This window comes from Glaciecola sp. G7-5 (assembly GCF_055808975.1).
In genome coordinates this window covers 572,724-592,485 of sequence record NZ_CM147892.1, presented here as the reverse complement: position 1 = coordinate 592,485, position 19,762 = coordinate 572,724, and the positions used below count along the sequence as shown (strand labels likewise).

The 19,762-nt window shown below is 42.3% G+C and carries 22 protein-coding genes; 13 read left to right on the top strand and 9 right to left on the bottom strand.

Annotated features, from left to right (window positions below; genetic code table 11):
- Positions 1-161 precede the first annotated feature (161 nt).
- From rph to tusA, 3 genes are read left to right on the top strand one after another with little or no spacing between them, the layout of a single operon-like run.
- On the top strand, positions 162-875 hold the full coding sequence (gene rph / locus AC0L6H_RS02650) for a ribonuclease PH (protein ID WP_473392407.1): 714 nt from the start codon (positions 162-164) through the stop codon (positions 873-875).
- Positions 876-896: 21 nt separating this feature from the next.
- The gene (gene pyrE, locus AC0L6H_RS02645) at positions 897-1,538 is read left to right on the top strand and encodes an orotate phosphoribosyltransferase (protein ID WP_473392406.1); all 642 of its coding nucleotides are present in this window, start codon (positions 897-899) and stop codon (positions 1,536-1,538) included.
- Positions 1,539-1,575: 37 nt separating this feature from the next.
- The gene (tusA, locus tag AC0L6H_RS02640) at positions 1,576-1,860 is read left to right on the top strand and encodes a sulfurtransferase TusA (protein WP_473392404.1); all 285 of its coding nucleotides are present in this window, start codon (positions 1,576-1,578) and stop codon (positions 1,858-1,860) included.
- A 17-nt stretch (positions 1,861-1,877) separates the two neighbouring features.
- On the opposite strand, the gene AC0L6H_RS02635 is transcribed toward tusA, so the two are convergent.
- Positions 1,878-2,336, bottom strand: coding sequence for a YciI family protein (locus AC0L6H_RS02635; RefSeq protein WP_473392403.1), 459 nt, complete (start codon positions 2,334-2,336; stop codon positions 1,878-1,880).
- Positions 2,337-2,555: 219 nt separating this feature from the next.
- Here AC0L6H_RS02635 and AC0L6H_RS02630 point away from each other — a divergent pair, with 219 nt between their 5' ends.
- From AC0L6H_RS02630 to AC0L6H_RS02610, 5 genes are all read left to right on the top strand, one after another.
- Positions 2,556-2,633 (top strand): hypothetical protein, encoded by a 78-nt coding sequence (locus tag AC0L6H_RS02630; RefSeq protein WP_473394454.1) that lies wholly within the window; start codon positions 2,556-2,558, stop codon positions 2,631-2,633.
- Positions 2,609-2,773, top strand: a complete 165-nt coding sequence (locus AC0L6H_RS02625) for a manganese efflux pump (protein ID WP_473394452.1) — start codon at positions 2,609-2,611, stop codon at positions 2,771-2,773. The genes AC0L6H_RS02630 and AC0L6H_RS02625 overlap by 25 nt, the downstream gene beginning before the upstream one ends.
- Positions 2,774-2,961: 188 nt before the next feature.
- Positions 2,962-3,534, top strand: coding sequence for a hypothetical protein (locus tag AC0L6H_RS02620; protein ID WP_473392401.1), 573 nt, complete (start codon positions 2,962-2,964; stop codon positions 3,532-3,534).
- An 8-nt stretch (positions 3,535-3,542) separates the two neighbouring features.
- Positions 3,543-4,574: a pectate lyase gene (locus tag AC0L6H_RS02615; RefSeq protein WP_473394451.1), complete on the top strand. Its 1,032-nt coding sequence runs from the start codon at positions 3,543-3,545 to the stop codon at positions 4,572-4,574.
- The gene (locus AC0L6H_RS02610; protein WP_473392400.1) at positions 4,558-5,262 is read left to right on the top strand and encodes a LamG domain-containing protein; all 705 of its coding nucleotides are present in this window, start codon (positions 4,558-4,560) and stop codon (positions 5,260-5,262) included. Before AC0L6H_RS02615 ends, AC0L6H_RS02610 begins: the two co-directional genes overlap by 17 nt.
- A 104-nt stretch (positions 5,263-5,366) precedes the next feature.
- Here AC0L6H_RS02610 and AC0L6H_RS02605 read toward each other — a convergent pair whose 3' ends face one another.
- The 4 genes from AC0L6H_RS02605 to AC0L6H_RS02590 all read right to left on the bottom strand — a co-directional run bounded on the left by AC0L6H_RS02605 (position 5,367) and on the right by AC0L6H_RS02590 (position 10,386).
- Positions 5,367-7,337, bottom strand: coding sequence for a putative bifunctional diguanylate cyclase/phosphodiesterase (locus AC0L6H_RS02605; protein ID WP_473392398.1), 1,971 nt, complete (start codon positions 7,335-7,337; stop codon positions 5,367-5,369).
- 250 nt (positions 7,338-7,587) lie between these two features.
- Positions 7,588-8,349 (bottom strand): class I SAM-dependent methyltransferase, encoded by a 762-nt coding sequence (locus tag AC0L6H_RS02600; protein ID WP_473392397.1) that lies wholly within the window; start codon positions 8,347-8,349, stop codon positions 7,588-7,590.
- Positions 8,350-8,413: 64 nt separating this feature from the next.
- The gene (locus AC0L6H_RS02595; protein WP_473392396.1) at positions 8,414-8,992 is read right to left on the bottom strand and encodes a YqaA family protein; all 579 of its coding nucleotides are present in this window, start codon (positions 8,990-8,992) and stop codon (positions 8,414-8,416) included.
- 68 nt (positions 8,993-9,060) lie between these two features.
- Positions 9,061-10,386 (bottom strand): metal-dependent hydrolase family protein, encoded by a 1,326-nt coding sequence (locus AC0L6H_RS02590; RefSeq protein ID WP_473392394.1) that lies wholly within the window; start codon positions 10,384-10,386, stop codon positions 9,061-9,063.
- A 139-nt stretch (positions 10,387-10,525) separates the two neighbouring features.
- Here AC0L6H_RS02590 and AC0L6H_RS02585 point away from each other — a divergent pair, with 139 nt between their 5' ends.
- Positions 10,526-12,076: a methyl-accepting chemotaxis protein gene (locus AC0L6H_RS02585; protein WP_473392393.1), complete on the top strand. Its 1,551-nt coding sequence runs from the start codon at positions 10,526-10,528 to the stop codon at positions 12,074-12,076.
- 12 nt (positions 12,077-12,088) lie between these two features.
- Here AC0L6H_RS02585 and AC0L6H_RS02580 read toward each other — a convergent pair whose 3' ends face one another.
- The gene (locus tag AC0L6H_RS02580; protein ID WP_473392392.1) at positions 12,089-12,643 is read right to left on the bottom strand and encodes a DUF1285 domain-containing protein; all 555 of its coding nucleotides are present in this window, start codon (positions 12,641-12,643) and stop codon (positions 12,089-12,091) included.
- 38 nt (positions 12,644-12,681) lie between these two features.
- Positions 12,682-13,563 (bottom strand): DUF3014 domain-containing protein, encoded by an 882-nt coding sequence (locus AC0L6H_RS02575; protein ID WP_473392390.1) that lies wholly within the window; start codon positions 13,561-13,563, stop codon positions 12,682-12,684.
- A 232-nt stretch (positions 13,564-13,795) separates the two neighbouring features.
- Here AC0L6H_RS02575 and AC0L6H_RS02570 point away from each other — a divergent pair, with 232 nt between their 5' ends.
- Positions 13,796-14,104: a DUF6482 family protein gene (locus AC0L6H_RS02570; protein WP_473394450.1), complete on the top strand. Its 309-nt coding sequence runs from the start codon at positions 13,796-13,798 to the stop codon at positions 14,102-14,104.
- A gap of 7 nt (positions 14,105-14,111) precedes the next feature.
- Here the strand turns inward: AC0L6H_RS02570 and AC0L6H_RS02565 are convergent, their stop codons facing one another.
- Both AC0L6H_RS02565 and AC0L6H_RS02560 read right to left on the bottom strand, forming a co-directional pair.
- Positions 14,112-14,501 (bottom strand): DUF4174 domain-containing protein, encoded by a 390-nt coding sequence (locus tag AC0L6H_RS02565; RefSeq protein WP_473392389.1) that lies wholly within the window; start codon positions 14,499-14,501, stop codon positions 14,112-14,114.
- A gap of 48 nt (positions 14,502-14,549) precedes the next feature.
- A complete protein-coding gene (locus AC0L6H_RS02560; RefSeq protein ID WP_473392388.1) occupies positions 14,550-15,875 on the bottom strand; it encodes an ABC1 kinase family protein in 1,326 nt (441 codons plus the stop codon).
- Positions 15,876-16,078: 203 nt separating this feature from the next.
- Here AC0L6H_RS02560 and proB point away from each other — a divergent pair, with 203 nt between their 5' ends.
- The 3 genes from proB to AC0L6H_RS02545 all read left to right on the top strand — a co-directional run bounded on the left by proB (position 16,079) and on the right by AC0L6H_RS02545 (position 19,652).
- A complete protein-coding gene (gene proB, locus AC0L6H_RS02555) occupies positions 16,079-17,224 on the top strand; it encodes a glutamate 5-kinase (protein WP_473392387.1) in 1,146 nt (381 codons plus the stop codon).
- 58 nt (positions 17,225-17,282) lie between these two features.
- Positions 17,283-17,867 (top strand): carbonate dehydratase, encoded by a 585-nt coding sequence (can, locus tag AC0L6H_RS02550; protein ID WP_473392385.1) that lies wholly within the window; start codon positions 17,283-17,285, stop codon positions 17,865-17,867.
- A 75-nt stretch (positions 17,868-17,942) separates the two neighbouring features.
- Positions 17,943-19,652 (top strand): hypothetical protein, encoded by a 1,710-nt coding sequence (locus AC0L6H_RS02545; RefSeq protein WP_473392383.1) that lies wholly within the window; start codon positions 17,943-17,945, stop codon positions 19,650-19,652.
- Positions 19,653-19,762: the final 110 nt, after the last annotated feature.

Sequence of the window (19,762 nt, the reverse complement as noted above, 5' to 3'; positions counted from 1 at the left end):
TTTACTTTTGGGGCTTGGGCCGAAGTTTACAACAAGTGAAAGTGTTTTGCGCGCCCTTAAAGCATGTAATCTCTTATTTATATAGGCTATAATCGCGCTTCTTAAAGGTGAGCTGTAATGTTCAGCCTTTCATTTTTTTTATATCCTAGGAGCTTTCTTTCATGCGCCCAAGTAGCCGCACCGCTGGTCAAATTCGCCCTGTTACCATTACTCGTAACTTCACTTGTCATGCTGAGGGGTCGGTATTAATCGAGTTTGGCAATACAAAAGTGCTATGTAACGCTAGCGTCCAAGAAGGCGTACCGCGTTTTATGAAGGGGCAAGGTAAGGGCTGGATAACGGCTGAATACAGTATGTTACCTCGCGCTACTCATACCCGCTCTGACCGCGAAGCCGCTCGCGGCAAGCAAGGCGGTCGTACGCTTGAAATCCAGCGCCTAATCGCACGCTCCTTACGCGCCGCGGTTGATTTAAAACTTTTGGGTGAAAACACCATTACTGTTGACTGCGATGTTATCCAAGCCGACGGCGGTACACGCACGGCCTCTATCACCGGAGCTTGTGTGGCTATGGTTGATGCACTCAGTTGGATGCGTAAAAAAGGTATTTTAAAAAACAACCCGCTTAAGCATATGATTGCGGCTATTTCTGTTGGAGTATACAAAGGCAACCCTATTGCCGATCTTGAATATCTAGAAGATGCGGCTGCAGAAACCGACATGAACGTAGTAATGACCGAAACGGGTAAACTAATTGAAGTGCAAGGCACCGCAGAAGGTGAGCCCTTCAGCTTTGACGAAATGCAAGAAATGTTAGATTTAGCACACACTGCTATTAAAGAATTATTTGAGTTACAACGCACTGCGTTAAACTAATCTAAATAAGAGGTAGGGCTCATGCAAGACTATAAACGCGAATTTATCACTTTTGCAATTAAACGAAATGTGCTTCGCTTTGGCGAGTTTACGCTAAAGTCTGGGCGAGTAAGTCCTTACTTTTTCAATGCGGGCTTGTTTAATACTGGTGCTGATCTTGCCAAGTTGGGTAACTTTTATGCCGCTGCATTAAATGCCGAAGGGGTTGAGTTTGACGTTTTATTTGGCCCTGCTTACAAAGGCATACCTGTTGCCACGGCAACCGCTATCGCTATGGCAAATAACTATGGTGAAGATATTCCTTACTGCTTTAATCGCAAAGAGGCGAAAGCCCACGGCGAAGGCGGTAATTTGGTAGGCAGCGAGTTAAAAGGTCGCATCATGCTTGTTGATGATGTTATTACCGCAGGTACTGCTATTCGTGAATCTATGCATATTATTGAGGCGAATAAGGCATCGTTGGCAGGTGTACTCATTGCCTTGGATCGCCAAGAGAAAGGCCAAGGCGAGCTTTCGGCTGTGCAAGAAGTTGAACGTGATTTTAGCACTCGCGTTTTGTCTATTGTTACTTTGGGCGACCTTGTGGAGTATTTGAAAAGTGAAAATAGCTATGCTGACGCGCTACAATCGATTACTAAGTACCGCGAAACCTATGGTATTTAAGCGCCTTGAGCATGAATAAGAAATAGTGAGCTAGTTTGTGAGCAAACAAATTAACCCAAATTCAACAGAATTAAACAGCTTATTACAAAGCGCCGATCACCAACTTGACGCCTTGGGGCTTCGTTGCCCTGAGCCTGTCATGATGATTCGCCTAGAAGTCAGAAAAATGCAGGAAGGCGAAACCCTCGCGATAGTCGCCGACGACCCTGCAACCACCCGCGATGTCCCAAGTTTTTGCCGATTTATGGAGCACACGCTGCTTGGAAGTTCAACAGAGTCAGCGCCATTTACCTATCTAATCCGCAAAGGTATCGCGCGGTAGTCGTGTCATCCTTGTGGCTACATCGCTTTTTTCTGTAGTTTTTTATGGTTTTCGTTAACCATCATTAGTGCTGCTGAGCTATACAGCAAACTGAGGTCGTAATCAAACACGCCTGCTGCAACTGCTGGGTCAGTCTTTACAATTGCTTCTGCCGCTTCGATACTATCGACATTAAGGATAAATAAGCCTCGCTTAGGCGCCGAATCACTGAAGGGACCTGCGACCACCAGCTTATCTTCTGCTGCTAGTTTGCCCATATTTGAAAAATGCCCAGCAAACACTCTATCGCGCTCAGCTTTGTCGCTGATCTCATTCGCGCCAGTTTTTAATATCACCATGACATACATCTTCATGCCGTAATCATCTGCGCCAAGGGCAGTGGCTAATTCCCCATCGTAGTGCTCACTTTGACTATATGAAGAAAAAGTAAGGCTGATTAACAGTACTGAAAAAATACGCAATATAAGTTGATGCATGAAAGCTCCCCAAAAGGTTGTTAGCATTTTTAGGATAAGTTTTATGCGCTTGTCATGCAATAAGCTTTTTTCTCCTTAAATAACCTGTTCAAATCGTTCATAATTTATAGTTGTGTTATCCAATGAGCTGTTTCTATCGGTTTAGCAACGAAGTACAGCGGCAGGCTATCAACATTGGGAATTAGCGCTGGATTATACTTTGGCATATCGCAGGGCTTTATGCCTTTAATCGGATACTTGGCTGGACAAACTGTTTTAGAGTGGGTCGATACATTTGCCCCTTTGTTGCTTGCCTAATCATCGGTATCACTACATTTTTCTTAAGTTGGATGGGTGTCATAGTAGGCGCTAAAACGGGAGATTATTTCGAGAGCAAAGCAGAACTGCTTGGCGGCATCGTACTGATATTGATAGGTCTGATAATTCTTATCTTTTAACAGTAGTGTAGATCCCTAAATTATATGCGTATGCCACCGGTTGCATAAAGTAAGTATATCGTTTATGTTTTCTAAACCATAATCGCTGAAACTTAACATTTTGCATTATGCCAAGCTCCGAAATTGCGCACTTGAAGGCGTTTATCGGTAGCGTTATATCACTTGTTAAAACCCAGATAGAGTTCTGCATGAAAAAAATACTATTACCTACCCGATTTTTGTCTTTATGTGTTGCTATATTTTTTGCAAGCCTTGCTGGCGCTAAACCATCTGAAACGAGCGAAACGGCTATACTCGAGACGATAAAAAAAGCCACTATGTTTATGACGCAAACCGTCAGTTATCAAGGTGGTTATGTTTGGTCATATTTACCAGACCTTTCAAGGCGTTGGGGTGAAATGGAAGCAACACCCACTATGGTGTGGGTTCAACCTCCTGGGACAGCCACAATAGGGCATTTATACCTTGATGCTTATCATGTCACTGAAGATGAGTTTTACTACCAGGCTGCTCAGCAAGTGGCTTCTGCGTTAATAAAGGGCCAGCATCCTAGTGGAGGTTGGAATTATATGTTCGATTTAGCTGGAGAAGCATCATTAAAGCAGTGGTACGAGACTATAGGCAGCAATGGTTGGCGTCTTGAGGAATTTCATCACTATTACGGAAATGCCACCTTTGATGATGCAGGTACTTTTGATGCCTCCGTTTTTTTATTACGACTGTACCTTGAAAAAAACAACCTGAATATAAAAAGCCATTAAACAAGGCGATTCGCTTTGTACTGGATAGTCAATACGATATTGGCGCTTGGCCTCAGCGCTATCCCCCTGCCGAAGCGTTTTCGGTTAAAGGGCAAGAGGACTATGCCGCCAACATAACCTTCAATGACGACGTTGCCAATAACAATATGAAGTTTCTTTTATATTGCTTGCAGTCACTAACAAGCGATGTTTTATTTGAGCAAATTACCGCCGCCGTTCATAAGGGAATGGATGCTTTTCTGAAACTGAAGCTAGCACCGCCGCAACCCGGATGGGCTTTGCAATATACTTTAGACCTGCAACCCGCTTCAGCCAGAAGTTATGAGCCTCCATCGGTATCGGTAGGTACTACTGTTACAAACATTCAGCTACTGTTAGATTTTTATCGCTACACTGGCAATCGCAAATATTTAGAGGGTATCCAAGTCACCTTGGATTGGCTTGATTCTCTAGAGCTGCATCCTGAACTGTTTCGTGATGGCAGAACACACCCTCGCATGGTTGAAATTGGTACCGGTAAAACACTGTATCTTCACCGGAGGGGTTCTAATGTTGTTAATGGTGAGTACTTCACTGATTACAATTATGGATATCAAGTGTCTCACTATCCATCAATTGGCAGAGTCAACGTCGATAAGTTGCGTCAGCAATATCAAGCAGTGTTAGATAAGCCTGTCGATTCTGATAAAAAGCAGCCCGCTCTTATTTACGAAAATTTACCTTCTCTTGCACATAACTATCATATTTCACGATTAACGAAGCCCGCAGATTCTGCCAATATTCAACTAATTGTGCAGGCATTAAATGACCAAGGTTATTGGGCCAGTATACTTAAAAATACAACCAATCCTTATATAGGCTCAGCGCCAAGTGATAGTGTGGCAAAAGGCGACTATCGAACAACTTTAGTGGGCGATAAGTACGATACTTCACCCTATAAAAGCGAAGAGCTCATCGAGGGCATAAGTTTACGAACCTATTTGGAGAACATGTCGGTACTCCTTAACTATCTAGAGCAAAAACATGAACAGAATCAATAAACCGTTTTACTTGCTCATTACTATATTAGTAGTTTCTTGTAACTTGTCACCAGAAGAGCGTAAAAATTGGCAATTTGATAATCTCGCGGCGATTGCGGATAAAAAAATAATCACCGAAGGGACACCGAAGATCGTACAACTTTCTGAAACGTTAGCGGTACAATTTGACGGTGTGGAAGATCGCATACAAGTAGAAGGTAATATTCTTGCAGGGATGCAAAATTTTACACTCGAGTTATTGGTTAAACCTTTTCCACCCACGCCAAAAGGACATGAGCCTCGAATTGTTCATATTGAAGATCCAAATAACGATAAGCATCGTTTGACGCTTGAAATGCGCTTTAATGAACACGGCTGGTATTTTGATGCTTTTCTAAGAGATGGTGACTCGTCTCATGCCTTAATTGACCCTACGCTCACCCATCCTGTCAACCGTTGGGCTAACATCGCCATAACGTATGAAAATGGTAAATTTACTTCTTATGTTAACGGACGTAAGGAGTTAGAAGCTAATCTTAGGTTCGCGCCATTGCCAACTGACGCGTTAACGTCTGTCGGTGCTCGGATGAATAAGCTGCACTATTTCCATGGGCAGGTAAAACAATTACGCGCAACCGGTCGAGCTTTATCTAAAGAAGAGATGTTACTTATAGATGAACTTCACTCCCACAATCACGTCAGTAATTGAGATGAATAGGTGATTGACTATTTATCAGAGACAGTGATGCTCTTTTGGGCCATGCTCATAATTCATCAGGCAGCTTTGTTAGTAGTATTAAAAAATATCAGGCTTTAATTTAAATTATCAAACTCTATTTTTGTCGGACAATAATCAAATTCGTTAGATAAATAATAACTTAAGGCTTGCGGCCTGCCTAAGAAATATCCTTGCTGAAGCTTGTATCCAAGAGATGCTAACAACTGTGAATGTTGAGCGCTTTCAATTCCTTCAATTAAACTTTCCATATTGAGTGAATTTACAAGTGTATGGATGCATTCCAAGGTATTTGTGTTGTCGTCTGCTTGCACTAAAAAGGTTTTATCTATCTTGACTATCGAGGCCGGAATTGAATGCAAATAAGCGAGTGACGAAAACCCAGTACCAAAATCGTCAATGCTTAGTTTTATGCCGCTCGAGGTAATCTGTCGGATAGGGCTTTGCTCTTTGTCTATGTCCGTTAGCAACACACTTTCTGTCAACTCTATGGTCAAATCAGAAGCGGTTAAAGCATGAACGTCTAGCAGTGTTTTGATCGTATCGCTTAGCGTTAATTCGACCATATGACGCCCAGATATATTGACCGCCATAGTTGCGCTTTTTTCAGAAACATTTCTGAGTGTTGTGAGGTCTTTTAGTGCTTGGTTTAATACCCAGTTTTCTATTTCTTGAATTAATCCAGTTTCTTCTGCGATGCGAATGGTTTCTTGCGGAGACACTTGCCCGAGCTCGGCATTATTCCATCGCAATAAGGCTTCAAAAGAGTGGATAGTGCCTTTTGAAACATCGTAAATGGGCTGATAATGCAACTCAAGTTCGTTGTTAGCAATGGCTGAAGATAATTTATGCGCAATGGTACTTGTTCGTTTGAGTGCCATTTCCATTCCGCTTGTATAGCTAATCCAACGCTTTTTGCCCCGTTTTTTGGCCTGATACATCGCGGCATCTGCACAAGAAATTAAATGCTCTATTTCATCGCCATCGTTAGGAAAACAAGAAACACCAATACTAGCAGACAAGGCCAATGATTTACCTTTGATATTGGTGTATTGCTCAGACAGATGATGGATCAATTGATCTAATGTACCTTCTTTATTTTCGTTGATTTCACTGTCATCAATAATAAATACAAATTCATCACCACCAAATCGACATATTTGTCCCGAGGGATAAACATGCTGACGAAGACGATCAGCAACTTCTTTTAAGATTAGGTCACCGTTACCGTGCCCTAAAGAATCGTTGACCATTTTAAAACCGTCTAAATCAATATAGAGCAGGTTGAAAGGTGTAAACGTGGATATTTTTTCATCTAGTATTTGGCCCAAGCCCCTTCTATTTAATAGAGCGGTAAGAGGGTCGGTCCACGCCTGTTTACGCAGATTTTGTTCTAAGCTCTTTCTTTCATGAATATTGTAGTGGTGGAGTAAAATACTTGCTTTACCGTGTTTGTTTTTTGCTTTAATCGCGAAGAGTCGGTACCACGTTTCTCCTTGTTTTGTTCGCATTAGTACGTCTTGCTCAAAGCGCTGTTCATTACCAATAGCTTGATAAAGCTGAGCAAGCGTTTTTGGATTGCAAAATAATTCTTCAATGTGCTTAACTTGATTGCCAAATTCATTAAGAAAGGGAGGGTTGCCGCTTATAAAATCTCCATTGTGACAAAAGATGGAAATAACGATGGTTGTGCTTAGTTCCACGTTTGACTGCAATTCACCCGTTGGTGTCGCTTCTACTAACATTCCCATACTATTATTGGGCAGCAGAAATCCAGAAAATTGACACAATGCTTGTGCAACTTGTCCTTTGGGAGAAAATTGCCAACTTTCTTGCAATACTTCATTGTTTCTAAAAGCCAGTTGAAATTGATGTAAGCTTTCGGTAACGGCTTCAGATACGTCAGATTTAAAGTCTCTTGATAATAGCTCTTCTAAAGATGGACTGTCCCAAAGGTTTAATGCAGCTTGGTTAGCCCATATCATGCAGAGTCTATCGATATCAAAAATCCAAACTGCTGTATGTAATCGGTCTAACGAAATTTGCATACAAATACTGTTATCCTGTTAGGAAAAATTGAGACTGGCACCCTTTATAGCATAAATTTTGAACAATAAAGACTTTGCATGAAGTAAACCGCTTATCAAAAATTTTCATCCTGATTGCATATCGGTTTATCTGCGAAACCGCATATTAGTTTAGGCTTTAGCACTTGTTTTAACCTTTGTAGAAAAAAAGACCCCTTTGCAAGTAAACCGTTAGGTCTTTGCAAAGGGGCCTTAGCCTAATTGTTTTTACTTAGGGCTTTTTAAATTTAAGCGTCCATCTGTCGCTGTTTCCAGTAACCGACTTACTGCCTACTTCGTAGCGTAGCTCATCATCTTCGCGATAATGTAAGTCACTATAATCAACAAGAATAAAGCCTGCGTCTTGTATTTCTTTAATGGCTTTAACAGGGTCAACGCGGCGACGGTTGCTATTTGTCGCTGGCTCCATATGTCTGGCGGTGTGGTCAACAACGCCGTATATTCCACCCGATTTCAATGCATCAAAAGCTAGCTTATTCATCATGGCGCGGCCTTCGTCATTGAAGTTGTGATAGTTTCTAAAAGTTAACACCATATCTACGTCGTTTACCCCTAGCGAGCTAGCTTCAAGGGTCAAAAATTTATCGCCATCAGCGCGAAAGATTTTTGCATCTTTAGCAATAACATTCATGCGTTCAAAGCCGGGTGCGTCAGCCAGATTTTTTTCAATCCGAGCGGCACCAATTGCGCCGTAATAATTGCCTTTTTCGTTTAGCAATGGCACGAGTAATTTAGTGTACCAACCACCGCCTGGCACAAACTCTACTACCGACATGTCTTCTTCAATACCAAAAAACTGTAAAGTGGCAATGGGTTTGCGGTTGTCATCTCGTTCAATTTCGGCGCTGCTGCGAAGGTCAGATGCCATTGCCGCCTTTAGTTTGTCTTCTACATTGGCCAAAGTGCTAAAAGCAGAAAAGCTTAATGCGCAAAGGAGTGATAGGTTGAGTACCTTTCTTATTTGAGTTTTCATACAAATTTCCATTCAATTATGTGTTAATTATTATCTTGTTGGGGCTGCATAGTTTAGGCGAGTTTTAGTTATCTAACCAAAATCGAATACCCAAAAATAGCAATACCGCAGTAATACCTAGTAAAACCGTCTGCCATTTATACTTTGCAATTAATCTTTCGGTTTTGTTACCAAAATAGTAAACCAGTATCGCCAATCCAAAATACCGTATCACACGGCTGCTGCTTACCGCTAGCATATACAGCATCAGGGAATATTGCGAAACGCCCGCCGCCAGCATCGCCAACTGCAAGGGCACGGGGGTAATACCTGTACTAAATATAAACCAAAAACCTTGCTTTTCCATCGTATTTTTAAATGACGAAAACTGCGCTTCGGTGGTGATGTATTGCATTATTAGATCACGCATCAGGTCAAATAAAAAATAACCAATTGCATATCCTGCAAGGGCACCTAGCATGCATCCTAATGTGGTAATGGTCGCAATAAGCCAAAGTTTTTCTCTGCGTTTTTGCATTAAAGGCACAAGCAATGCCTCAAGCGGAATAGGCACAATCGTTGATTCTAAAAAAGAGGCTAGGCCAATACCGCCTAGCATATTTTTTGAGTGAATCAGTTTCTTTACTTTTTCTTTTACAGACATTAACGAGCCTTAATAAACACAGTCACTTAAGCCTGTAAAATGCGCAAAACCTGTTGTGGCTTATGCTGTTAGTGTTGAGTATGTTTGTAAACCTGCCCATCTTTCATGACAAAAGAAATATTTTGCAAGAGCGTAATATCTTCGAGAGGATCACCCTTCACAGCAACGAAATCAGCTAATTTTCCCACTTCGATGGTACCCAAGTCATCATCAATTTTTAGCATTTTAGCCGCATTGTAAGTCGCTGAACGTATGGCATCCATTTCAGACATTCCGGCTTCAACCATGAGAGCAAATTCTTTGCCGTTGTCGCCGTGCGCGGATACGCCGGAGTCAGTGCCAAAGGCAATCATCACTCCATTTTCATGGGCTTTGGCAAAGGTGCCTTGAATAAGCGGGCCAATTGCAGCTGCTTTAGGGCGCACAATCTCTGGAAAGTAACCGTCAATTTTAGCTTTTTCAGCAACAAAGTTACCGGCTAAAATAGTTGGTACGTAATACACTTTATGCTTGCGCATGAGTTTAAAAATTTCGTCATCCATGTAAGTGCCGTGTTCAATAGAATCAACGCCCGCTAAGATTGCGCGCTTCATGCCTTCTTTGCCATGGGCATGCACCGCGACGGTCATTTCATAATCTTTAGCCGTTTGTACAATGGCTTCTAATTCATCATCCATGAACTGCGGGTTTTGGCCGTTTTTGGCTACCGACAAGACGCCCCCAGTTGCTGTGATTTTAATTAAATCTGCACCATCTTTGTAGCGCTGACGAACCGCTTCGCGGGCCTGGGCTACGCCATTAATAACACCATCAACTGGTTGCGGTGAGCCCATTAAATGCTTCGATAATGAGTTGCTTGGATCTGCATGGCCGCCGGTTGTGGCAATTGATTTTGCCGCAGTATAAATGCGAGGGCCTGGCACTTTACCTTTGTTTATCGCATTTCGAAGGGCAACGGTTTCATTAAACACATCACCTAAGTTACGTACGGTTGTAAAACCTGCCATTAAGGTTTTTTCGGCATAGCTTACCGCGTCTATTGTGTAGTCAGCTTCGTTATTGGTGAAGCGCTTCATATAGCCTGCGGGCCCCTCATTTTGAAATGATAAATGGGTATGCATGTCCATAAAGCCAGGCATTAGCGTGTGGTCGGTTAAATCTATGAAGGTATCGCTAGCATCGCCTTGTAACTTACCGTCTTCAATACTAATGATTTTGTTATTTTCGACGATAACTGTTTTATTAGTGCGTACTTTTGTGTCTTTGCTTGAAATCAGTTTGCTAACGTATATATGCGTCGCACTCTGAGCCGGTACTGCGCTAAGTAGGAAACTAGTAATGGCTAGTGCAAAAATAGAAAAAGAATTTTTTGAAAAAGCTGTTTTATTTCGCATTTTTATATCCTGTGTTTTTTTGTTTTACACAATAAGATAATACGCAGTCTAAATCAAAGATTTAGACCACATAACTAGCAAATAATACAGCCTAAATTTTGTTCACACTCAGCTCATAGAAAAGTCAAAAAGGTAAAATATGCGTCGCAATCAACAAGTGCTAGACAAAGAAGTATGCTTCGATGAAAGCGAAGAGCTTGTATCCACAACTGACAAGCGGGGCATTATTACCTACGCCAATCACACTTTTTGCAAAGTAGCGGGTTTTGAAAGTCATGAGCTGCTTGGTAAAAATCATAATATTGTGCGCCATCCTGATATGCCAAAAGCAGCCTTTGTTGACATGTGGGATCACCTAAAAGCGGGCCGACCATGGCAAGGTATCGTCAAAAATAGATGTAAAAATGGTTGTTATTATTGGGTCGATGCTTTTGTTACGCCAATATATAACGGTAGCGAACTCCTCGGTTATCAATCTGTCAGAGTCAAACCCCAGGCAGAACAAATTAAAAGAGCAGAAGAATTTTACGCTGCAGTAAATACCGGTAAAACAGCCCGCACGCGAGAATTTAGCTACGCACAAAAGGTCTTTGTTTACGCCTTTGTTACTGCAATCATCGCCCTATTTACCGCCTTCGCAAGTGATTGGTTTGCCGGTTTAGCCATTGTATTTGCGAGTTTGTTGGGCCTGATTGTGTTTAAAACCGAGTTAGTGGAAGTACCTAAATTGGCCACTACTTTAAAAAATGAATATGATAGCGTGAGTCGTTTTGTGCTTGCCGGACATGGCACCAAAGGAATTGTGCATTTTCATTTAGGGATGCAGGTGGCAATGCAACGCACGATTTTAGGACGCACGTCTGATGCTGCTAGGAATTTAACTACGGTTGTAGATGATACCTTGGCGATAGCGCATAAAACCACCCAAGGGATTGTGCAGCAGCAACAAGAAATTCAGCAAATATTAAGTTCGCTTGACAAGATGCTCGAAGGAAGCCGCAGCGTCGCTAACAATACGCAGCAAACCAGCGATACGATGCAAACTACTAATCAAAAGTGTGCACAGGCCAAAGAACTTATTATAAGTGGGCGTGATGGTGTAAGTGGTCTATCGGCTATGGTTGAACAAGCGGCTTCGATTGCCGATGAACTTATGACTGCCTCTGACACTGTGGCGCAAACGATTGGAGAAATCGAATCCATTGCCGACCAAACTAATTTGCTTGCGTTAAACGCCGCTATTGAAGCTGCAAGAGCGGGTGAAACAGGGCGCGGCTTTTCGGTCGTGGCTGACGAAGTACGTGCACTATCAACACGCACTCAAGAGTCAGCAGGTAAAACGATTGCAAGTACACAAGCGATGCGTACAACCTTGCAAGAATGGGTAAGTAAAATGCATGCTTCGCGAGATTCTGCCAATAGCAGTGCTGAACAAGCAAACGCCTCGGCTGATTCAATTGAAGATGTGTATCAACAGATTGCCGAAATATCTGGATTGTTGAATGATATATTGCAAGCAAGCGAACAACAAACTGATAACTGCACACAAGTAAATCATAATGTGACAACGATTTTTGAAGTCGCCAATAGCAACGCAGATTTAGCCAATAAGATGGAACAAAGCGCGCATCAGTTGGGTGAAAATATTAAACTTTTATCTGGTTTGCACTCTACCTTTAAGGCTCACTAGGACATACCTGGACTAGTGTTTACAGCGTCCTATAACAAAGCGATAGTCACCGCTATTAAGACTCAGCTGAATGTACGGTGGCTTAATGTCTTCTTCGGCTTGCTCCACCCACCTGTATAATACGTTTTGATGTACTCTTGCCCATAAGTTGCGCCGAATATGACAATAGGGCACTAAGTTACCCTCAAATTCTCGTAAGCTTACGGGGTGGTCTTTGCCGATTTTTACCGTATCTCCGGTTTGCGTTGAAACACTTATTAGTCCTGTGTTTTCTTCAAGACTTGCATCTATGACAATAAAAGGCACGTCTTCAACGCTAATGCCTATTTTTTCAACCGGCGTGACCAGAAAATAATCATCCCCTTCTTTTTTCAATACACTTGAAAGTAATTTAATAAGCTTTGCGCGGGTAAATGGTGTGCCTTCGTGCCACCATTGCCCGCTACGTTTAATGACGAGGTTCATTTGCCCACAGAAGGGAGGATCCCACTTTTCTACAGGCGGCAAGGCGTTAGGCTCTTCACCGTCACTTTGGGATATCTGCTTTTGAAGCTGTGCTATATCCATGATTACTCGCTATCTAATGGTGTTTAGGGCGCTTTATATTATTGATTCCTTTCTTCTAAACTTTGTTTTAGATTGCGCAGTATGTCTTTGATTCGACGCATGTTCTCTGGCCCCGTTCTGAGCAATTGCTTTTGTGGCCCAGAAAGGTTTTCAAGGCGTTCATCTTTAAACTTAAACATCACACTGTCGGTATACACTTCTATGGGAACCGGGACTTGCGGCGTGTCTAGTAAAGTATCAATGGCATCAATGAGTGCGTCGTCGAAGCTTTGACCTGGCCGGCTAATTTCTGCAAATTTTTCTTTTATTGTGTCTTGATAGCCATCAAAAACCTCAAGCAGTTCTTCCGTATCGACCGACTCTAATGCATCAACGTAGGAGTTGTAGCGCTGAAAGCTAGCGTTTTCAATCCACGTACGATCCGCTTGAACGTAGGTCTTAAATTCTTGTTTAGGTGCGACAACCAAAGCATCTTTAGGTGTTAACTGATCGTTTGCAAGGTTGTTGACGTTAATTACAAATTTTTCTATCAGGCGATCATTTACCAATAACTTGGCAAAGGTAGGTGAAGAGGCAACGGTCATAAGAGACGCTTTGATACTTGCGTCGCTAATATCAATAGGCACATCTACTACCACTTCTTGTGCCTCAAACTCTTCGACTTCCATATTTGGTGAAATTTCGACTTCGCTAGGTCTCGCGGGTGCTTCAAACATATCAGGGCGCACCATGTCGTCAATACCCGCATTGGGATCTACTGTTGGAGCGGGTGCAACTACAGGGGGGATCACAACGGGTGTTGGCGTGCTTTGTTTGTCTTGTGTTGGCCAAAATATGACTGCGAGTAAAATTATCAACAACACACCTGCTGTAATAAAGTAAGGTTTCATTTGCTGTAACTGACTCGGTTCACTCGACATATTTTTCTCCTTGTTTCTAATGGTGTTTCGATTGCACTACGATATAGCGCATCAACACTGATGATTATAGGCCTTTCTATAAATATACATAGAGTCGGACCTTTGATTTTTCAATTAATTCGCAAAAATTGTGAGTTATCTTGTACTAAGTTGAACTGACTAGGACGCTGAGCGTATATATTTAGCAGGGTCCGTAAGTATATTTGTAGCAGTAAATGAAAAAGTGATGAGTATGATAAAATTCCAAATGTCGAATATCGTTAAAAAGCCTATTAATATTACAAAATTAGAGGTGCAATCGTTTGAGATGAACGTCTATTTAGTAAAGTTACATACGCAAAATGAATCAGGTTTTGTTTATGATGAAGCGGACCGTCCAATGCGTTTTCATAACTCTCAGCAAATACGTGATGCTTTTGAGTTGTGTGATGTAAACACCGCCGTTATGGTGCATGATTCCCCCTTTGATGAAATGATTGGTAACCCTAACAAAGCCGAAAAATCTATGGAAATGCCGTTCTCTATGCAGCAACCCTATTAAACGTTAGTTACCTGCCTTGTTCGGCGCGGCGCATGGGCATGGCGTCTATGTCAGCCATTATTTGACGTAAATCTAAGCTGTCGTAGACTGATTTACTGCCACCGTCTAAGCCAATTAGGAGCGTATGGCGTTCGCGTATTCGTTTGTTGATTTCTTGTTTCGATAAGTTAGCGTTTTCACTGCGGCCATTCATAACACGTTGTATTTCGCCCTCATCGCTCTCTAAAATCACAAATACTGCGATTTTTCTTTCTTCCAGATCTTGCCAATAAGGGCTGAGCGTTTTGTTCAGTTGCAATAAAGCCTCTGGTGACTCGACGCGCGTAATTACCACTCTATGCTGCCACCGATAGTCAGCCAACCGCTCGCTAGTTTGTGACTGCGTAATATTTGCCATGGTTAACCCGCCAATAAGAAAGCTTAGTAAGCAAAAGTAGCGCATCGTTTAGCCTTGTTGCTGTGAAATAAAAGGTGCCAACAAGGCGCTTAAGCGAATGTCAGCATTCATTTTGTTGGCAAGCATAACGGTTCCTGTGATTTTACGGTTAACCAACGCTATATCAAAATCTGGTGAAGCTATTGCGTTTCTCTCTTTCATGAGCACCATGGTTTCTTTTTGTAAACGCTTAATAATTTGTGTTTGTTTGAAATTGTAACGCTCTACCTGCAAGCTTTCACTTGCCATCATACAAGCCTTGGCGACGATATTTTGCACGCTACTGGAGGTATCGCGATTGAGCAATCCTAAATCAAACAGTGAAAGCATCATCGCTTCTTGATCTTGGTTTTGCATAGCGCGCGCCATCTGCGTATAGCCTGAAGAGGCTTTGGCACTTATTGTTCTGCAAGCACCAAAATCGAGTAGCACTAATCTTTGTGTATCTTCTTGATACAAAAAGTTGGCGAAATTAGGATCACTTTGGGTAAATTGGAAGCGAAATAATTCATTAAAAACCAGTTCGATTAGATTCTCCATAATCACATTTTTTGTAATGTTAGGAGCATCAATCAAATTAGATATCGCCTCGCCTTCAATAAATTCCATACATAAAATGTATTCATTACTGAGGGCTTTGTAAGCTGAGGGCACAACGTAGCGTTCATCGTCTTTTAGTAAGGCTTTATACTTTTCTAAATACGCCAGTTCTTTGCTGTAGTCTGCTTCTTGTTTGAGCTGAGCCTTTGCTTGAATGAGCAGGCTCTCTATGTCGATTCCTTTGGGAATTAAGCGAGTGAGCTTTAATAGTCCGGCGACATTGTCAATATCACTATCAATAGAAGCAGAAACCCCTGGGTACTGCACTTTAACAGCCAAATCTTCGCCTGTTTTTAATTTTGCGCGGTGGACTTGGCCAATAGACGCCGCGGCAATGGGTTCGAAAGAAAAATAGTCGAATTTATCTGCCCAGTCTGGCCCCCAATGTCGATTAAGCATCTCTAGCAATTGGTGTTTTGGCATGCTGTTCGCTTGCTCGCGCAAAACGGCTAAAATGGGTTCCCATTCTGGCGGCAGTAACTCGCCCGCATCCATTGACAACATTTGGCCAATTTTCATTGCCGCCCCGCGCATTTGTGCTAAATGCTTGGTTAAGGTTTGCGCGTTATTAATGTTTAGCAATGTGTTTTGGGTAGATGGCTTTTGGGCACTAAATGCGGCGTTCACCGAATTTTTGATAATATTTCCGGTCAATGCACCCGCTAAACCGCCTAACTTAGTGAAGCGCGATAATCTCGAACTTGGGACCGTCTTTTCAGTATACTTATTTGACATGTTTAATTTCTTGCATGATATGAGCGCCCATTAGCTTACGCTAGGCAGTGCTAAAGTGCGATGCCTACCTAGTGATATGAAAATTCAGTGTTTTTGGACTAGTGTTTTTCATAAAATAGTCGTGCGCTGACTTTTATTCAGTTTTCGCATATTAGTTTTGGTCTATGAACTACAAAAGTGTATCATTCAAGGCATCCACGATTATGTATTCAGTTCTTATGAGTCAACCTGTTTCTTCAAAAGATATATCTTGGCAACGCGCAGTCATTAAGGTGGGTAGTGCGCTTGTGTCACCCGATGGCAATGGTTGCTCTACTCAATATTTGGCCGCCATTAGTGAATTTATTCTTGGCTGTAAAGCACAAGGAAAAGATATAATCTTGGTCTCTTCGGGCAGCATTGCCGCTGCGCGCGGCAGCATTAAAACAGGCCATCGACCCACTATTGCAGAAAAGCAGGCCATGGCCGCAATAGGCCAAACTCGCATGATGGCTAATTGGGCTGCCATGTTTGCAAATGGCGGCTATGATTGTGCACAAATATTGCTGACGGTCGATGATATTGCTGATCGCAGACGCTTCGTAAACATCAAAAATACTTTAGAACAACTCTTGGCCAATCAAGTTATTCCCATCGTGAATGAAAATGACACCGTTGCGGTCGAAGAAATTAAAGTAGGTGATAACGACAATCTTGCTGCCCACACCGCGATTGCGGTACAAGCCGATTGCCTAATTATTTGTACCGATGTAGATGGCTTATTTACGGCCAATCCACGAACGACTCCCACGGCTAGTTTAATAACAGAAGTCAATTCGATTGACGATGACATCATGGCCCTTGCCGGTGGAGCCGGCAGTGCGGTAGGGACGGGTGGTATGATAACTAAGCTACAAGCGGCACAAAAATGTACGCTATCAGGTATTCAAACACTCTTGGTCAATGGCACAAAAACAAGCAGTTTCGAAGCGCTAGCGATGAATTTGTGTTCAGGCACATGGTTTGCTCCAAGCAATAAACCCAAACGTGCGCGGCAAGACTGGTTAACTCACACCAGTAAAGTAAAAGGAAGTTTATTTATTGATAAAGGAGCTGAAAACGCCCTTTCTAGAACTGGTGCTTCGTTATTAGCTGCGGGTGTTGTGGGCGTTGAAGGTATATTTAGTGCCGGTGAAAGCATTGAAATAGTGCAAGGCACACGCACTTGTGGAAAAGGCCTTGTGAACTACTCGAGTACCGAGTTGAAGCGTATATTGGGCTGCAAAAGTCATCAAATAGAAACTATTCTGGGTTATTCAGCTAGCGAAGCGGTAGTGCATCGTGATAATTTGGTATTAGTTAGCGGCTAATAGCTTTATGCTTGCTAGTGCTTAGGTCCATTACAACAAATATAAAATAGGATTATGTATGCCAGAGATTCAGCGTTTGCTCGATAACAACCAAGTATGGGCAGAGACCACACAACAAGAAGATCCTGAATTCTTTGCCACCCTAGCAAAACAGCAATCACCGGTATATTTGTGGATTGGTTGTAGTGATTCTAGAGTGCCAGCGAATCAGATTGTTGGCCTCTTGCCTGGTGATATTTTTGTGCACAGAAATGTGGCGAATATGGTCATCCATACTGACTTTAATTGTATGTCGGTGCTGCAATATGCCCTAGATGTGCTTAAAGTAAAACACATTATTGTGTGCGGACACTACGGTTGTGGTGGCGTTCAAGCGGCACTTGATAACGACAGTTTGGGCCTGATTGACAACTGGCTGCTGCATATTAAAGATATTGCCAAATCTCACAAGGCCGAGCTAGAAGAGATGTCTTATCACGAGCGCCTCAGTCGTTTGTGCGAATTAAACGTGCTACAGCAGGCGCAACATGTACGTGAAACGAGCGTATTTCAAGATGCAATGAAACGCGGCCAAGATGTAAAACTTCACAGCTTTATTTACAGCTTGTCAAATGGACGCATCAAGGTCTTGGAACGAGACTAAAACCGATGCTTTATTTCATGCACTATTAGTAAACATATTGCACGAGGCTTTGAATCGAAAAGGATAATCATTGATATGACATCTGCATTGCCACTGAATATAGGGGTAACCGGGCATCGGGATATACCACAGAGCGATAAACCTGCCTTAGAAGCGGCGATCGAGAAAGAGTTCAAGGCGCTCAAAAGTTGCTATCCAAATACCACTATCAATATTTTAACTGGACTTGCCCAAGGCGCCGATCAATTGGTTGCGCGAGCAGCCTTACAGAATCAATTAAATGTCATCGCAGTATTGCCTTTTGAACAAGCCTCATATGAAAAGGATTTTGAAGATGCTGTTGCTTTGTCGGAATTTCGAGACTTATTGCGACAATGTGTAGAGGTCAAAGTATGTAATGTTGAAGATAACACGCCAAGGCCGCAAGCCTACTCTGAATTAGGACGCACGCTAGTAAGTTGTAGTGATATCGTTTACGCGCTGTGGGATGGTGACATAGAACTCGATTCAGAAACAGGCACAAGTAATGCGCTACCCGGTGGGACCGCTGATGTCGTTAGCATGTGCGTAGAGGGCGTCATGGATGAAAACAGCCTACTTTTTGCGAAGCCCAACCAGACTTATTGCAAATGGCTTGTCACGAGCCGCGAAATGCATCATAGCTTGCCCAGCAATATTGCCTCTCAGGAAGAAATTGGGACTTGGAAAACACTGCCAATAGAAGGCAATCAAGACGACGTCATTCTACAAGATATTTTAAATAAAATAGAAGGTTTTAATAAAGCGGCAAAAGGCATATCGCAACAAGATAAAGACACCAGTGTGGCTTACCTGTTGGGTAAAGCAGACGCCAAAAAAGACTATGCCGATTTAAGTAAATTGATTGATACCTACAGTTTGGCTGACTGCCTTGCCCAATCTCGGCAAAAGCAAAGGTCCTTGTCCTTAAAAGTGGTCACTTTCTTGTCGTTTTTCGCCATTGCTGCTCAGCAAGTTTACGCGGGGCTTTATGCAACGCTTGGTTGGTTTGTTGCCCACATAATGCTGGTAGGCGTTGTTATTGGAATTTACCGTTTATTTTTTGCGGGTATAAATTCAAAAGAACTGCAGTTTGTGGAGTGGCGAGTATTTGCCGAGAACTTAAGAGTGCAGATATTTTGGCATATCGCGGGTATCACTGAACACTGCGCAAACCATTATCGGACCACAAAACTAAATGAAATGGACTGGATTGTTGATAACCTAAATAAACTTACCTTTACGGTTAATAAACCAACGAATAATGATCTTGATTTTGTAAAAACACATTGGGTTGCTGATCAACTAAGGTATTTTTATGGACAAAAAGATAAAAAAGGCCGCGCGTCTGAGCTGTTAGCTAAATCCAAGCAATTTAAAAAATACTCACTGCTTTTATTTTTGCTCGCACTGACTTCTATGGCCTTTTGTACGATCAAAATTGAGCTCAAGCTTTTACCCATGGTAAATGATGACGCGTTGTTTCTCTTTATTGCTTGTTTATTTGTTGCTTCGGCTTTGTTTAGAACCTATTCAGAGCAAATGGGATATGAAGAGCTGAGTTTACGTTATTTACGAACAGGTTATTTTTTCCAACAAGCCATTAATCGCATGGCGCTGCTTGATAAACAAAAGGCGAGTGGTCAGCTGCATCCTATCTCAAAATATCAGAAAATAATTAAAGTCATTGGCGTTGAAGCATTGAACGAGAATGCGGCGTGGCTACAACTTCACAAAATGAATGCTTATCAAGTTCGACTAAACTAAGACCGGCTATTTAAGTGCACCTGCCCATGGCGTTATATTAGTGCAACTAGCTAAAATGTGCTAAATTCCGCGCCTGTATCTTCATCGCATATATTTTTGGGTAGTGCTCC